Below are 16,178 nucleotides of genomic sequence, written 5' to 3' on the forward strand. Positions count from 1 at the left end.
GTTGAAAGGATGTTTATGATGATAAGAGAAGCCGGATATATTCCTCAACCCAAATCATATGGCCCCCTTGGTAACTTGCCTTTAATTAATAAAGATGCTCCTTTATGGTCTCTTGTTCAAATAGCCGAACAATATGGGCCTATTTATAAGTTTACAGTCCCTGGAATTTCAACTCTAATCGTGTCTGGGCATAAGTTGGTAGCTGAACTTTGCGATGTTACACGATTTGACAAATATCTCGGTAAAGAGCTGACTAATCTTCGTGACATCGGTGGCGATGCTCTATTTACAAGTTGGACGACTGAGCCGAACTGGAAAAAGGCTCACAATATTCTTCTTCCAACGTTCAGTCAGCAAGCGATGAAAGGCTATCATACGATGATGGTCGACATCGCTTCACAGCTTGTTCAGAAATGGGCGCGTTTGAATCCGAATGACACGATTGATGTAGCGGATGACATGACCCGTCTTACACTCGATACGATAGGCTTGTGCGGATTCAACTATCGCTTTAATAGTTTTTACAGGGAAGAGCACAGCCCGTTTATTTTGAGTATGGTGCGTGCGCTGGATGAAGCAATGCGCAGCAGCAATCGGATCAAGCTTCAAAATATGTTGATGGTGAAGACGAGAATGCAATACAAGGAAGATATCCAAACGATGTTTGCATTGGTCGATACACTTATTCATGAACGTAAAACAAGTGGAGGATCTGGGGAAATTGATCTGCTTGCACGCATGCTGGAAGGTAGAGACCCTGATACAGGAGAACAATTGGATGATGAAAATATTCGCTACCAAATTATTACCTTCCTTATTGCGGGGCATGAGACGACGAGTGGACTATTATCGTTCGCCCTTTATTTTTTGCTGAAGCATCCAGATGCACTGAGAAAAGCGTATGAAGAAGTCGACCAAGTGCTAACCAGCCCAACTCCGACGTATGAACAAGTTCTTCAGCTCAAATATGTTCGCATGATCTTAAATGAAGCATTGCGTTTATGGCCTACAGCACCAGCCTTTGAAGTATATGCTAGAGAAGATACGATATTAGGCGGCGAATATCCGATCAAAAAAGGAGAGAGCCTTATCGTGCTGCTGCCTCAGCTGCATCGGGACAAGGATGCATGGGGTGAAGACGCGGAACAGTTCCGTCCAGAGCGCTTTGCGGACCCGACGAAAGTGCCGAATCATGCTTACAAGCCTTTTGGCAATGGGGAGCGGGCATGCATAGGGATGCAGTTTGCCCTACATGAAGCGATCTTGGCGCTGGGCATGATTCTTAAACATTTTGAATTCATTGATTATCGTAATTATGAGTTGAAAGTAAAAGAGACGTTGACGCTTAAACCAGATAATTTTAGCATTCAAGTGAAGCAGCGGGAGCATAAAGAGAGTACAAGCATGCCTACTCAGCAGTGGATGATAGGGAAAACGATAGCTAGTACTGGAGCAAACATCGATGACAATGTGAAGGCAGAGTCTGTAGCTTCTACGGATTCCTCATCTTTACTTGTGCTTTACGGCTCCAATTTAGGAACGGCAGAGGGGATAGCAAGAGAGCTAGTAAATACAGCGCGCTCATTTGGAATAAGTAGCGAGGTTGCTTCCTTAAATGAATCCATTGGCAAGCTTCCGCAAGATGGTGCTGTTATCATCGTTACCGCTTCTTACAATGGGAAAGCGCCAAGAAATGCGACACAGTTTGTTAGATGGCTGGAAGAAGTAGAAGATGGTGAATTCGCAGGTGTGCATTATGCTGTATTTGGCTGTGGCGATCGCAATTGGTCAAATACGTATCAAGATGTACCTCGATTTATCGATGAGCAGCTTGCACGAAAAGGGGGGATACGGATCTCGTCTCGCGGTGAGGCGGATGCCGGCGGTGATTTTGATCAGCAATTGGAACAATGGCGTGAAACACTATGGGAGGATGTTAGAAATCGTTTTGGCATTGACGATTCGTCTGAATCTGAGCCTGTTCAACAAGCACTTCATGTTCAATTTGTTAACAGAACAGCTGCAGAACCACTTGTGCGGACCTATGATGCGTTTTACGCGACTGTGTTGGATAATCGTGAACTTCAATCTACAACTAGCGAGCGGAGTACAAAGCATATTGAGATTCAATTGCCACAAGGGATTACGTATCGTGAAGGTGGTCACTTAGGGGTTCTGCCGCGCAATAGTAAAGAAAATATAGATCGAGTGCTTCGGAGATTCCGACTCCAAGGGGACGATCAACTCGTACTAACGGCAAATGGGCTAGAGATGTCCCATCTTCCTATGGGTCAACCCGTAACTATTCGTGATCTACTGAGCCATAGTGTCGAAATGCAAGAGCCTGCTACTCGGGCTCAAATACGTGAGCTTGCAGCTCATACGGTATGTCCGCCCCACCAACGGGAGTTGGAAGCTTTGTTAGAGGAGGATGTTTATAAGGACCAAGTGTTGAGCACACGACTCTCCATGCTAACGCTATTAGAAAAATATGAAGCTTGTGAGCTTCCATTCGTGAAGTTTCTTGAGCTGCTTCCACCACTGAAGCCAAGATATTATTCCATATCAAGCTCACCAAGAAAATATCGGGATCAAACGAGTATAACGGTAGCGGTCGTGAACGGGCCAGCAAGGTGTGGTAATGGCGAATACAAAGGTGTTTCTTCGACAAGCTTGGCTTCAAGTCAGCCTGGAGAGGAAATACTCATATTTGTTCGAACGCCTGAATCAGGCTTCCAAGCGACCATTGAAATGGGGGCTACCCATAAATAGGGAAGAGAACAGATGCGCTTTTGCATCAATGACGCATTGAGCTGGTCTACACGAATACTTGCATATGCTTAGTCGTTAATAGTCATGAAATGAAGCCTCAAGTTACCACGGTTTGAAGTGGAGCTGGGGCTTTTTCTTATTCCATTTCTGGATGGAAAAGTAGAAGTCCTTACTACTATTGATTCTAACGTATATTATTGCTCTCCGTAATCACTCCCAACATTCTGTTTCTCTCTAAAGCTAAACAGGAACGTAGCATATCTAAGAAATGTGAGATATGAGTCGTAGAATTTGAAATTAAGCTAGCCTTTACGAAGAAAATACCGCCTGAGAGGGCGTTTTTTTTGATCATTCGAAGCAGAAACAAACCAATCAAAAAATATTTCTCACACCATGTCACAAAATGAAAGACTGCAATTGTTATATTGGTAAACAACAAGACAGGAGGTGATCTCTTGCAGACAGCTAGCCCCGGGGATATGGATAGCTTACAAAAAAGTGAGGCAATCGAAGCGATTGTTGAACAAGTCAAGGCAGGAGAGGTACAGGCTTACAAATCAATTATGATTCAATTTGATAGGCAAATGTATACGTATTGCTATTATATTTTGAAAAATCATGCTGAAACCGAAGATGCGGTACAAGAGATTTTTATTCGTGCTTATGAGCATCTTCATCAGTACACGAGACAAGTCTCTTTCTCAGCTTGGCTGTACAAGATGGCCTATCATCATTTAATGAATATAAAGAAAAAGCAAAGCCGCTGGTTCAAGCTAATTGAACGCTGTGAAGAAGAAGTGCAACCTATGCCTTCGCAAACCTTGTCTCAACATGAGCCCGTAATCCATGAGCTGCTCACACATCTAACTTCTGAAGAGCGTCACATTTTACTATTGAAAAGTGTCGAAAAGTATACCTTTGAGGAAATAAGTGAAATATTGGAACTTAAGCCCGCTACCGTACGAAAAAAATATGAGCGGCTCCGTCACAAGCTGATCGAGCGCAGAAAAAAGAAAGGAGAGGTGATACATGGTGCATTTACGGCGACAAACGGAATGCAGTGAGATGGATGCGATTGAAAAAATGATAGACGATTCGCAACTTCCAAACGAACAGCTTCGTGATCGAATTATGAGCAAAATTGAGGAGCGATCGATTCCACAACGCTCAAGAAGACGCTCCAAATCGAGACCTAGTCTGCTTAAACGAACCGTAATAGCGGTATCAGCTGCCAGTATATTCTGTATTGGCGTCATTTTCTCAGGCTATGTATCTCCGGTTATGGCTGATACCTTGAAAAACATTCCCGTTATCGGGGTACTTTTCCACGGTACTAGCGAAAAAGCGGTGCAGCATGCTATTGATCAAGGCATTGTATCTCAGCCAAACCTACCCGTAACCCATGATGGTGTTACACTTAAATTGACGAATTTGCTCTATGATGGAACGCGCTTATCCTTTTTGGTAGAACGTGAGGGAGAGAATTTGCCTTCTAGTACTGTCTCTCCCTATCATGATGAAGATACGAAATTTGTATATGCTGCTAGCAAGGAGTATGAACATGCAAACATTGTACCAGAAAACGAGAAACTTAAGGGCTATATTGAAAAGCCGATTTTACTTGTTAACGGTCAAGAATTGCAATTAAGTACAGGGAGGCATGGTGATTATCCTCTAAATGAGAAATCCGCGTTTTCCGTTGAATACAATCGTCTCACACATTTGCCTGACGAATTTGAACTCACCATTCAACTGAAAGTTACGCGTGTGAAGGAAATCTTTGAATTTAAAATCCCTGTGAAGGTAGAAAACAAGTCACTTGTTCTAAAGCCTAACATGACGCAATCGAACGGAACGTTCAGTTATACAGTTAAGGAGCTTACTCTGTCACCTGTGTCCACACGCCTTGTATTGGATAGCCAGGGTCCAGTTCCACAATCACCAGAACAAACAGGGAAGTATCATGCAAGTAAGGTGTATTACGAGCTTGTGGACGACAAAGGCAACGTTGTGGAACAAAGTATGTTTGGATACTTCCACCGCTTACCTGAATTACACTATCAAAATGATGATTTGTATAGTCCATTTGAAGGCACACCACAATCAATTACGATCAGACCGTTTACATTAACGGTGAAGACAGTAGACTGGAGTGTTATGGATTTGGATAAGGACGGCAAACAAGATAGAACCTATCTGAAAGATCTAGAGCTGACCATTCCTATTAAGAAGTAATTTTCTTAGGAGAACCCACTATATTTGGGTTCTTTTTATTTTTTCACGATATTTCCCAAAAAGTATTCAGAAAAAAATCAGATATAGCTCACACAACTATTATTTCTAATTGCTAATATAGAAAAGTTATTCAAGAGGTAATGTATACGATTAAGAATGAAAAGCTGATAACAGCTGTTAGAAAAGTAAACAATAACAGTAACATTTTATGAAAGATATTTTATGTATCGAGAAGAAGATAGGATGTGTAGTTAGCATGAATATGAATATTCTTATTATTGAAGATGATGCCGCTATTTTGGATTTGTTGAACAAAGCGCTGGAACAGTGGGGATTCCATGTTACCGGTACAGATGATTTTCATCATGTAATGGGTACTTTTCTGAAGGAGAAGCCTCATTTGGTTCTTATCGATGTTCAGCTGCCCGCCTATGATGGTTTCCATTGGTGCCGCGAGATCCGCGCAGTTTCGAAGGTCCCAATCCTTTTTCTTTCTTCACGGGATCATCCAATGGACATGGTGATGGCTATGAGCATGGGGGCAGATGACTATATTCAGAAACCATTTAATATCGATGTGCTGCTTGCAAAAATTCAAGCCATGCTTCGACGTACATACGCATATGGAGAAGAAGCATCGGACTTTATTGAATGGAATGGGACGATTCTTGATATGAAGCGCGGTGTTATCCGTATGGAAGGCAAAGAAATTGATCTGACAAAAAACGAGTTCTTCATCCTTGCTACGCTCATCCATTCCAAAGATGAGATCATTACACGCCAGGATCTCATTCGAAAGCTATGGGACGATGACCGTTTCGTAAATGACAATACGTTAACCGTAAATATTACGAGGCTGCGCAATAAGCTGGCCGATTTTAACTTGGAAGAAGCCATTGTCACCAAAAAGGGTCTCGGGTATATGGCGGTTACGTTCTAATGAAGGGGAGATCGTAATGTTCATTCGATATTTGAACGATATGAAAAGCTGGATCCTCTTTTTCCTTGGGGCATTAGGCTTCACGAATTTACTGATTTGGCTAGATGATGGACTAGCACTTCAAGTATACTCCATCATCTATTTGAATAGTTTGCTGATTATTTCATTTGTTGTGTTCCTTATTTGGCGTTATAAAAAAGAAAACAAGTTCACATCTGCGCTTGATGTGCTCATTCGTGACACCATGGACGAGGATTGGTTGGAGAAGCTGCCGGAACCTGTGTTGAGCCGTGATGAAGTTACGGAGGAAGCCTTGCATGCAGGAGTTAACGCTCTTCGGAACAAATGCTCTGAGTTAAATGAGGCTCACTTAGTGGAGCGGGATTATATGTCTTCTTGGGTACATGAAGTGAAGACACCACTTACTGCTATGCGTCTGATGATAGATGCAAATCGCTATGATCCGATTCTACGCAAAGTGGAAGCAGAATGGCTGCGAATTCATTTGCTTATTGATAGGCAGTTATATATTTCACGCTTGCCTTCATTGGAGTCTGACTTTGTGCTCGAAGTAACGGAATTGCAGAAGCTTGCTGCTAAAGAAGTGCGTGAATTGGCTTCATGGTGTATGGAGAAGAACCTTGCCGTTGACATAGAGGGTGCGGAGCAAGAAGTGATGACGGACAGTAAATGGTGCCGCTTCATCATTAGACAATTGTTGACGAATGCAGTGAAATACAGTCCAGACGGGGGGATAATTACGATCACGACATGTGCCAGATCATCTGGTCATGTCGTCTTATCAATTACAGATGAAGGGCCAGGTATTCCAGCGTATGATCTGCCACGCATATTCGATAAAGGCTTTACAGGCGGCACTGGACGGCTCCAGCATGCAGCAACAGGATTAGGTCTATATTTAGCCAAGATGGTGGCCTCCAAAATAGGAATTACGCTTACGGTACGATCACAATTAAATCAAGGCACGATTATACAGATGACGTTCACGACGAAAAATACCTTCGAATCCATTCGTACATGACAACGAGGTCACGATTCATCCTCTGCTTGTCATTATAATCAAATGCCTTTCCAGATGAGGCTATACCATTATGGGTTGAAAATAGTGTCAACTGAACTCACCAAAGTTACAGGAATGTCACGTTGTAATTCGAAATGTCATGTGAAACGAACGACCAAGCCTACGGTAAGTCTTACAATAAAGCTATAAGCAAACGGGAGGAGAACTTCGTCATCTATGAATCAATCAACTACACAATCAACAGTACTGCATGCTCAAAATGTACGCAAATCCTATGGTACACGGAGTAATGTGCAGCAAGTATTAAAAGGCATTAATCTGCGCGTTCTGGAAGGGGAATTCGTAGGTATTATGGGGCCATCTGGCTCAGGAAAGACAACCTTGTTGAACGTCCTAGCAACTATTGACCGTCCAACGGAAGGTTCTATACTAATCCAGAATGTCGATATCGCGAAAATGAAAGATGCGGAGCTATCGTTGTTCCGACGCGATAAATTAGGCTTTATCTTTCAAGATTACAACTTGCTCGACACACTAACGGTCAAGGAAAATATCCTTCTGCCGATCTCTCTCGGCAAGATAAAGAAGAAAGACGTGGAGCAGCAGTTCCATACGATCACATCCATTCTTGGCATCGAAGAACTGGCGCATAAATATCCGCATGAAATCTCAGGAGGGCAGAAGCAGCGTACATCAGCAGGGCGCGCACTTATTCATAAGCCCTCGATGGTGTTTGCCGATGAGCCGACAGGAGCACTCGATTCGAAGTCCGCTTCGGACTTGCTCGGAACAATGGAAGATATCAATAAGAAGCAGGGCGTCACGATTATGATGGTTACACATGATCCAGTCGCTTCGAGCTACTGCAATCGTGTCGTATTTTTGAAAGATGGTACTATCTATTCGGAATTGTATCGCGGAGATAAAACGAGACAGGCCTTCTTTAAAGATATTTTGAACGTGCAGGCCGTTCTCGGGGGTGACAACGTTGACGCTATTTGACCTCATTATTCGCAGCATGCGTAAAAATGTGAAGCATTATTATCTTTACTTTTTTGCTCTTATTTTCAGTACCGGATTATACTTCGTATTTTCAACCTTGCAGTATGATGAGGCTACGCTCAAAGTGATGGCTTCAGATGCTAGCTTCAATACGGCATTTAAAGTTGCGGGAATGCTGCTGCTTTTCATCGTGGTGGTGTTCGCGTTCTATGCCAATCAGATTTTTTTGAAGCGTCGTAGTAAGGAAATTGGCGTCTATCAGTTGATTGGATTAACGAGAAAAGCGGTGGCACGCTTACTTGTAATTGAAAATATATTGCTTGGTCTTGGTGCGCTTCTGTTAGGCATTTGTGGCGGAGCCTTAATAGCACGACTTTTCCTTATTATCTTACTAAAGCTAATTGGCTTTGCAGGAATGGTCAACATTTCATTTTCAATCGAAGCAGCCATACAAACGATTATCATTTTTAGCTTGCTAATTGTGCTTACTTCGATTCAAATTGTACGCACGGTTTATAACCATACCTTGCTTGAATTGTTTCGTGCGGATCAACAAGCAGAGCACCCTCGAGAGAAGAACAGTATCATCTCTGCAATTATTGCGGTCATGGGCATTTCATTAATCGTATATGGTTACTCTCTATCTGGGAGGATGACCGAGGACACGTTATTGCTCGATATGCTTCTCGTACTAGGATCGACGATTTTAGGCACTTATTTGCTGTTTCGCGTCACGATTAGTTGGCTGTTCTGTACGATACGTAAAAATAAAGACGGCCATCTGGGGTTGAAAAATAGTGTGTCACTTGCACCACTCATGCATCGCATGAAGGCGAATGCAAACTCACTTACATTAATCACTATATTGTCGGCGATGACATTGACGATGGTGGCAGTTTCATACTCGCTTTACTATTCTGCAAAGGCAGACACAAGAGCGCAGATGCCGTACGATTTTATTTTTGAGAACAATCCACAAGCAGCGAAGTCCTTTAGTAAGGAATTAGAAAAGGCCGACATTTCTTTCGTCTATCAACCGATTGAAACCGTGAAGCTGCTTGGCAAAGTTGGAAGTGAGGATGGCAAGGACAGCATGCTGCTGCTTCCAGCAGAACAGCTTCGTCAATCTGGTATCGATGTCATCCTGCCTGACCAAGGACAAGCTATTCATTACGATGCGCATGCGAATATGAATTTGGATTCCGATAAGCAGACGTATCCAGGTACGGTGGAAATAGAGCATATCGGGGGTACAACAACACTTGAACTGACACAGCTTGTCGTTAAAAATGCGATCAACTTCAATGTGCATGGCAACCAATATGTCGTGTCTGAGTCACTTATGAATGATCTTAAGGAAAAATTGCCAAGAGCTGATTTCAATGAGGTCATTGTTCTCGATACGTACCAGATTGCGAATGAGCAAGCGCGCGCCAAGGCAGCTGAGTTGTATGAGAAATATATATCTGAAGGTGAGTATATGCCGAACTTCCATACGGAGTATAAAGGCTATCTTCAATTATTCGGCATATTTATTTTCATTGCAGCATTTTTGGGGCTTGTGTTCTTGATTGCAACGGGTAGCATTCTTTATTTTAAGCAAATGACAGAAGCGGAACAGGAGAAGCAAAGTTATAAGACGTTAAGGCAGCTCGGATTTGATGTGAAGGATATCATGGGAGGAATTATTCGCAAACAACTATTTGTCTTCGCGATTCCACTCGCAATTGGGCTGCTGCACTCGATATTTGCAGTAAAGGCAGCAAAAGTGTTGCTAATTTCAGATATTACGGTACCGTCAGCGATTGCGATGGGGGCTTACATCTTTATTTACTTCTTATTCGCGGTACTAACCATTAATTATTACAAGCGAATCGTTAAAGGTGCATTAAAGTCGTAATACGTAATTGCCACAACTTGTGTACCTCTCATTCATTTTTTAAGGACAGGTGAAATTAGGTTATGAAAAAGTCAGGAACAATTTTTGTAATGGTGATGCTCATCATTATTGTGGGTACAGTGCTAATGTACAGAGAGGATCTGGATCGCTTTAATCCGTTCTTTACGAAAGAATATGTATATGTTCAAATCAATGAACAGCCAGAACCCGATGAACCAGACGGCAAACGTTTTAAGTATCAGCTCACAGGATTCAATGATGAAGGCAAAAAGAGAAATGTGAACTTCAGTACGAGTAGTGAGTTGGAGCAAGGAACCTACCTGAAAGTGATGGCAAAAGGTCAGTATACAGAAAAGTGGGAAAAAATAGAGGATGACAGCCTTCCAAAGAACATCAAGTTTTAACCTACAGAGTTAACACGATAGTGGTTCATACATGTTTCAATTAGAACGTGTCGATTGGATTGGCACGTTCTTTATATGGAATAGCTAGCTGGTGCATATAGATCATAGTCCGTATTTCGAGTTATTGCTAACATAGAATTTCCACGGTAAATCCACCGGGTACTTCTATATAAAAGGTATAGCCATTCTGTTTCCATTAAAAAAGCAAGTCCTTTAAGGACCTGCTTTTTTTCTTCTTTGAACAGCATAAACTGGAAATCTGCCTTCCACGTCAATAACCTGTTTGCCATCGAATAAATCTAGAAACAGATCACGCTTGCTGGCTTAAGGATATCCCATCAATATGCCTGCGATCCTGTACAACTTTATTTTCGATCCGATGTTCATAGGTAACGTTACCTACATGGCTAAATACATTATAGACTTGCTGTTCCAGCGACGTTAGTCCAAAATGCCTACAAACCCTGTGAGTGCCCGGTCCAGCAGACGAGTGAAAAAGGACTCCTTGGCAGAAGTCCTTTCAAATCCTTGCACATCACATGGATTCAACTCTGTTGATTAGCTATAGTACCTAAACTTATACTCCATGTCACCAGCTAGTGCAGCCGGTGTATCTCCCGTTTTTCTATAGTCATGCGTATAGATGGTCTCGAATAGACCGAAATCGATCTGTTGATAAAATTCAAAACATGGGAAACCATCATGTGCGCCTGCAATCGTTACCGTGCCATAATTAGTTACTTTTACGGCTAGTAAGTAGTCGACTGGAGGTGCCTTATCGTTCAAAGGATTGCTAGCACTTGCTCTCATTTTAAAGCTAACATCTTCCGAGCCCCATACAATATCGGTACATTGGATACCGTCTGTGCTAGCCTTACCTTGTCGTAACTGAATCGAACCATCTGGGCTCGTAATACGTTCTGTTGTAATCCCCGTATTTTTATAATTAAATACTTCTTTTTTTTGAAAATCTACAGTAACTTCTTGCTCGACTCTAGAGCGCATTGTGTTTACGGCGTAGGGAGTGAATTCGCGTGAATCCCCTTCGAACTGCTTGATATTTCCAGTCACCGTATCCTGTTCGGGATAAGTCCAAGATAGCGGAATAAACACACTTGCTCTAATTTTGATAATCATATAGAACCTCCAGAGTTGTTTTAATCTGGTTGACTAACATAAATAATAATTAAAATTTTAAAAGTCAACTTGATTGACTATATATCAGACTGTACAATGTTAATTAGAGAAAGTCAACTTGATTGACTACATTTGAGGAGAGATTGATATGAATGAGCAAAAAGATGTGGGAACCGACCTTCCTGTATTACTGGCGACAAGTATTAACTTAATGATTCGGGAACTTCATCAACAGCTGCATGAATTAGGATTTGAACATATAAGACCAGCACATGGCTTTCTGTTTAAACGTATCGTGCCTGATGGTGCAACAGGCATAGAGATAGCAGAGTATCTGGGGATTACGAAGCAGGCTGTGAGCAAAATGGTTGATCATCTAGAGGAAAATGGATACGTCGAACGTACTAATCATCCCACAGATATGAGAGGAAAATTGATTGTGCTCACTGAACGCGGGAAGTTAGCCATACAAGCAAAGGAAAAAATAGTTGCAGAGATTGAAAAGTGTTGGGCAGAGCGAATCGGTGTGGAAAGAATGAATTTACTCAAAGAGGATTTAACAACGTTAGTTAGTAAAGCTAATGGAGGACAAGTTCCATCGGGAGCTAGGCCAGTTTGGTAAACAAAGCCGAACAAGTAAGCCAGTGACACCAAACATTGGTGGAACCAATCGCTGTTAGGAATCCTCTAACTCATCAGCAATTGATGGGACTAGAGGTTTTTTTATGTTATTTATAGAGTAGCCTGTGCACAGGCTGTTTCAATCCTCATTGCTTGCTTTTTCTTCGATACTTCGCATAGCTTCGAATTCATAAATCGATATTAACTGCTTCGCCATATCTTCTGGAGAAAGTCGTGTGGGGGTCTTGATCAAGCCAGTATTTTAAAATACCCATAAACGAAAATAGTTCATAATGAATAATAAGGTCTTTGTTAATAGGAATAGTCGCATTAGAGCTCCGCTTCATGTCCTCAATGGACGAAACGATTTAGCAGTTAACTCTCCAGTTACTGGAGACTGTATGCTGTGTACAGCAAGACTATATGCATCTTGCTATACACATACAGAATGGGGAGCTTGGAATGAACATGTATACAGGAAAATTCGCTTATCTGATTGGAAGTTCATATGAGGTGGGGGAACAACAAGCTTTAGAGTACGCTGAACATGCACATGCTAAGGAGATATTTTTTACGGAACAATCCGTTTCTGACAGCGCCTATCTGGAAAAGAGATCGCAAATCGCAAAGTATTGTCCAGGATTAAATGAAGAGTTAGAGGGCTTTGCGCAAGGGTTTGGTCGTGATCCGCAGCAATTAAAGTTTTATAACGATGGGTGGTTAATACCTGGGGGATGTAGTATAGGTGCTATTTTGCCTCGTAAAATGGTCGACGGCAAAACATACGTATTACGAAACTATGACCTCTCTCCTGACATTTCGGATATGCGACTTTGTACCACAAAGGTAAATGGAAAATACACACATACAGGTTTCTCGGTGTCTACCTTCGGTCGAAGTGAAGGGTTGAATGAGAAAGGTCTTTGTGCAGCCTTTGCTTCGTGCGGTATGCCAATAGGTCATTATCCAGGGATGAGAGCGCCAGCAACTGCTGGATTGCAGTTTATGGTGATAGTAAGAGCCGTACTAGAAGCGTGCAAAAACGTTGAAGAAGCCGTCTATGCAGTTATGAATATGCCTGTGGGAACGAATATGAATTTACTTTTAGCGGATTCCAGTGGGGATGCAGCTCTAGTTGGAACCTATGACGGAGTGAAAGTAGTTAAAAAGGCAGAACAAGACTATTTACTTGCAACCAATCATGGACTATTTGCCGAAATTGAAGCTCTTGAACTAGGCAAGTTAGAACAATCTCAACTACGATATAATCTCTTAGAAAATAAATGTAGTGAAAATGGTAAGAGAACAGTAGACGAAATGAAAGAGCTTCTCTCGACGGAGTTTCCGAAGGGGTTGACCGTTCATAATTATAACGAGAAGTTTGGAACGGTTCATTCCGTATTGTTTAATGTTACGGATGGCCAACTTGAGTTTTCGTTTGGATCTTCCTTGCAAAATACATCCTATACATTACAAGTCGGTGAACATTTTGCAAAGACGGAAATTCCAGTTGAGTTGTCTAACAAGAACTATGGAGTGGGCTTCTGGAAAATCATGAGATAATAACTGTAAAATTATAGTGAGTGATTAAACTGAAATACTATATATTTTCATATCACAAATAGAATGTCCATATTCACAGAAAGAGAAAGGGTCAACAAATCAAAACTAGATTTGTTGACCCTAGCCATTTATCGTTCTTTTATGTAAATAGGATGAAGATTCTCCATATGCTCGCTGATCTTGTATTGCTGGAAGCGAACCCGCTGGAGGATATTCGGAACACTACTCGTATCTCCGCCGTTATTTACAACGGGAAGCTGATGGAGAAGAAAGAATTAGAGAAATCGATTAAGACGTACGATCTTGTCAAAATGGAAGATTTGAAGGTTGAACCAAGCCCACCTCATACACCGAAGTCATCTTCACATCATCATGGATTGCATTCGCATTAAAGAAAGAGTCGGAGATTGCTCACACATTCATTTATTTGTATAATGATGGATGAATGTCATGTTGAGGATATTTTACATGCGGTTACTTTTATTCTCGATTCAGCTACACAACGAATTGAGAAGCTAATCATTGCAAGTGAAGGGAACCTAGACCGCATAGATGAAGAACTGAATGTGGTGTTTCAAGAGCTAAGAAAGTGCTTAAACTTGTTCCGCTATGGCATTTACAAAGCAAGTTCCAACGGTGCTGCTGGATCATAAACTTATTATAGCCTCCAATGTCAAATGACGTTGGAGGTTGTTTTGTGCTGGTAATACAGCGATATTGTAACAGAGTTGAATGCGTATGCACCGAATCTAGTACTACTAGATATTAACTTGCCATACTTTGACGGCTATTATTGGTGCAGACAAATTCGAAAGAATTCAAATGTACCAATTATTTTTATATCAGCAAGAGAAGGTGAAATGCACCAGGTGATGGCCATCGAACATGGCGGAGACGACTATATTACCAAGCCGATTTCTCTTGATCTCTTAATGGCAAAAATAAAAGGAGTGCTGCGGAGAGTATACGGCGAGTATGCAGATACGTCGACACTAGCTCCTCCTGATTCCGAATTAAGTGCAGAAGGGTTGCGACTTAATCTTAGTAGAAATGAACTGATATGGAAGCAGGAAAAGATCGTGCTTACGAAGAATGAGCAATTGTTAGTGGAATGCTTTATGCAGCATCTTGGCAGGACGATTACACGTGATCGATTGTTGGAAGTGCTATGGGATAAAGCAGAGTTCGTAGACGATAATACGTTGACGGTGAACGTCACTAGGTTGAGGAAAAAGTTTGAGGAACTTGGACTGCCAGAGGTCATTGTGACCGTGCGAGGCCTTGGCTATAAAATGGTGCTCGAAACAGATATAAAGAATGAGAAGGAGTCGAAGGATCAGAGGATGCATCTATGAACAAACAGGGAACACATAGCACAGCAGTTCTATTTATACGGGATCGTTTATTGTTTTTTCTAACAGCGCTCGTCATTATTGTACTTGGCGTCGTACTAATGGAATTAGACAGAGTGCGTCTAAGTAAAGGTATTAATGATATCGGTACCACTACATACTTTATTATCGTATCACTCTTTTTTATTGGAGTGTGGTTGGTAATAGACTTCATCCGGCAGCGTGCTTACTATCGGCAGTTACATATTGCGATTGAACATCCACCTGTGATGCAAGCCGCTGCAATCATACAGTCTACGGTAACGCAAGAACAACGGCTAGTTGCTCGTTTATTGGAACAACAGCAATCAGCTTATCTGAATGAGCTTCGCAGCTATCACCGTCAGCAGGAGAGGCATAATCATTTTGTATTACAGTGGGTCCACAATATGAAAACACCTGTTTCGGTTATGGATTTACTTATGCAGGAAGCGATACAGCAGATTCCTTTTTCTGATCAAGAGCAGTATCAGTTTATTTCAGATATACAGGATGAGGCCGATCGGATGATGAGAGGTCTGGAAATGCTGCTGTATTCAGCGCGGATTGATAAATTTGAGATCGATTTACATTGTAAGCGATTCTCACTGCATGAGTTGATTCGTGATGTGATCATTGATCATAAACGTCTCTGTATCCGTCATTCCATCACTCCTCAGATCGTTGGAGAGGCTTGGGTAGAAACAGATATGAAATGGATGACGTTCGTACTCAATCAATTGGTAACCAATGCGATCAAATACAGCAAGGGCAGATCAGGTCCCAAACGTCTGCATTTTCATATGGAACAGAACGAACATGAAGTGAAGCTGAATGTAATAGATGAAGGCATTGGCATACCCTCATATGATTTGCCAAGAGTATTTGATCCGTTCTTTACCGGTGAAAATGGTGTTCTGTAGAAGAGTCCACCGGAATGGGCCTGTACTTGGCGAAACAGGTATGCGATAGACTTGGTCACAGGTTGAATGTACATTCTGAAGTGGGCAAGGGCACAACCTTTACGGTATCATTTGAGGCAAAGAGTATTCATCGAATGGATTTCAAAGTGACAAATTTGTAAGGTTGATTTCAAACCATTTGTCATCTTAATCGATGTGAGCCATGCTTGTGGAAGCCTATACTTACGTAGTAAGCGTACCTGATACACATACAGCTTGGGAGAGGGACT

At 41.8% G+C, this 16,178-nt stretch carries 16 protein-coding genes; 15 read left to right on the top strand and 1 reads right to left on the bottom strand.

Annotated features, from left to right (window positions below):
* Positions 1–18: 18 nt before the first annotated feature.
* The 8 genes from H580_RS25090 to H580_RS0121405 all read left to right on the top strand — a co-directional run bounded on the left by H580_RS25090 (position 19) and on the right by H580_RS0121405 (position 10,295).
* Positions 19–2,772: a cytochrome P450 gene (locus H580_RS25090; protein WP_051217632.1), complete on the top strand. Its 2,754-nt coding sequence runs from the start codon at positions 19–21 to the stop codon at positions 2,770–2,772.
* Positions 2,773–3,227: 455 nt separating this feature from the next.
* Positions 3,228–3,836, top strand: a complete 609-nt coding sequence (locus H580_RS0121375) for an RNA polymerase sigma factor (RefSeq protein WP_028596596.1) — start codon at positions 3,228–3,230, stop codon at positions 3,834–3,836.
* Positions 3,802–5,007: a DUF4179 domain-containing protein gene (locus H580_RS0121380; protein ID WP_028596597.1), complete on the top strand. Its 1,206-nt coding sequence runs from the start codon at positions 3,802–3,804 to the stop codon at positions 5,005–5,007. The genes H580_RS0121375 and H580_RS0121380 overlap by 35 nt, the downstream gene beginning before the upstream one ends.
* 262 nt (positions 5,008–5,269) lie before the next feature.
* Positions 5,270–5,947: a response regulator transcription factor gene (locus tag H580_RS0121385; RefSeq protein ID WP_036605635.1), complete on the top strand. Its 678-nt coding sequence runs from the start codon at positions 5,270–5,272 to the stop codon at positions 5,945–5,947.
* A gap of 16 nt (positions 5,948–5,963) precedes the next feature.
* Positions 5,964–6,989 (top strand): sensor histidine kinase, encoded by a 1,026-nt coding sequence (locus H580_RS0121390; RefSeq protein ID WP_028596599.1) that lies wholly within the window; start codon positions 5,964–5,966, stop codon positions 6,987–6,989.
* A gap of 216 nt (positions 6,990–7,205) precedes the next feature.
* Positions 7,206–7,991 carry an ABC transporter ATP-binding protein gene (locus tag H580_RS0121395; protein ID WP_028596600.1) on the top strand — a complete coding sequence of 262 codons (786 nt, stop codon included), beginning with the start codon at positions 7,206–7,208 and terminating at the stop codon, positions 7,989–7,991.
* Positions 7,969–9,891: an ABC transporter permease gene (locus H580_RS0121400; protein WP_245583616.1), complete on the top strand. Its 1,923-nt coding sequence runs from the start codon at positions 7,969–7,971 to the stop codon at positions 9,889–9,891. Before H580_RS0121395 ends, H580_RS0121400 begins: the two co-directional genes overlap by 23 nt.
* Before the next feature lie 62 nt (positions 9,892–9,953).
* Positions 9,954–10,295: a YxeA family protein gene (locus tag H580_RS0121405; protein ID WP_028596602.1), complete on the top strand. Its 342-nt coding sequence runs from the start codon at positions 9,954–9,956 to the stop codon at positions 10,293–10,295.
* Positions 10,296–10,853: 558 nt separating this feature from the next.
* Here the strand turns inward: H580_RS0121405 and H580_RS0121410 are convergent.
* Positions 10,854–11,432: a DUF3238 domain-containing protein gene (locus H580_RS0121410; protein WP_028596603.1), complete on the bottom strand. Its 579-nt coding sequence runs from the start codon at positions 11,430–11,432 to the stop codon at positions 10,854–10,856.
* 148 nt (positions 11,433–11,580) lie between these two features.
* Between H580_RS0121410 and H580_RS0121415 the strand changes: the two genes are divergently transcribed.
* From H580_RS0121415 to H580_RS26895, 7 genes are all read left to right on the top strand, one after another.
* On the top strand, positions 11,581–12,054 hold the full coding sequence (locus H580_RS0121415) for a MarR family winged helix-turn-helix transcriptional regulator (RefSeq protein WP_028596604.1): 474 nt from the start codon (positions 11,581–11,583) through the stop codon (positions 12,052–12,054).
* A gap of 461 nt (positions 12,055–12,515) precedes the next feature.
* Positions 12,516–13,616, top strand: a complete 1,101-nt coding sequence (locus H580_RS0121420) for a C45 family autoproteolytic acyltransferase/hydrolase (protein WP_028596605.1) — start codon at positions 12,516–12,518, stop codon at positions 13,614–13,616.
* Positions 13,617–13,783: 167 nt separating this feature from the next.
* Positions 13,784–14,008, top strand: a complete 225-nt coding sequence (locus tag H580_RS0121425) for a hypothetical protein (protein WP_028596606.1) — start codon at positions 13,784–13,786, stop codon at positions 14,006–14,008.
* A 15-nt stretch (positions 14,009–14,023) separates the two neighbouring features.
* Positions 14,024–14,269: a hypothetical protein gene (locus tag H580_RS0121430; protein WP_157283049.1), complete on the top strand. Its 246-nt coding sequence runs from the start codon at positions 14,024–14,026 to the stop codon at positions 14,267–14,269.
* Between the two features lie 63 nt (positions 14,270–14,332).
* A complete protein-coding gene (locus H580_RS25095; protein ID WP_084509448.1) occupies positions 14,333–14,971 on the top strand; it encodes a winged helix-turn-helix domain-containing protein in 639 nt (212 codons plus the stop codon).
* Positions 14,968–15,909, top strand: a complete 942-nt coding sequence (locus H580_RS26890) for a sensor histidine kinase (protein WP_281167990.1) — start codon at positions 14,968–14,970, stop codon at positions 15,907–15,909. Before H580_RS25095 ends, H580_RS26890 begins: the two co-directional genes overlap by 4 nt.
* A 14-nt stretch (positions 15,910–15,923) precedes the next feature.
* On the top strand, positions 15,924–16,070 hold the full coding sequence (locus H580_RS26895) for an ATP-binding protein (RefSeq protein WP_281167991.1): 147 nt from the start codon (positions 15,924–15,926) through the stop codon (positions 16,068–16,070).
* The last annotated feature ends 108 nt before the right edge of the window (positions 16,071–16,178 follow it).

The organism is Paenibacillus assamensis DSM 18201 (assembly GCF_000422445.1).
Classification (GTDB): domain Bacteria; phylum Bacillota; class Bacilli; order Paenibacillales; family Paenibacillaceae; genus Paenibacillus_B; species Paenibacillus_B assamensis.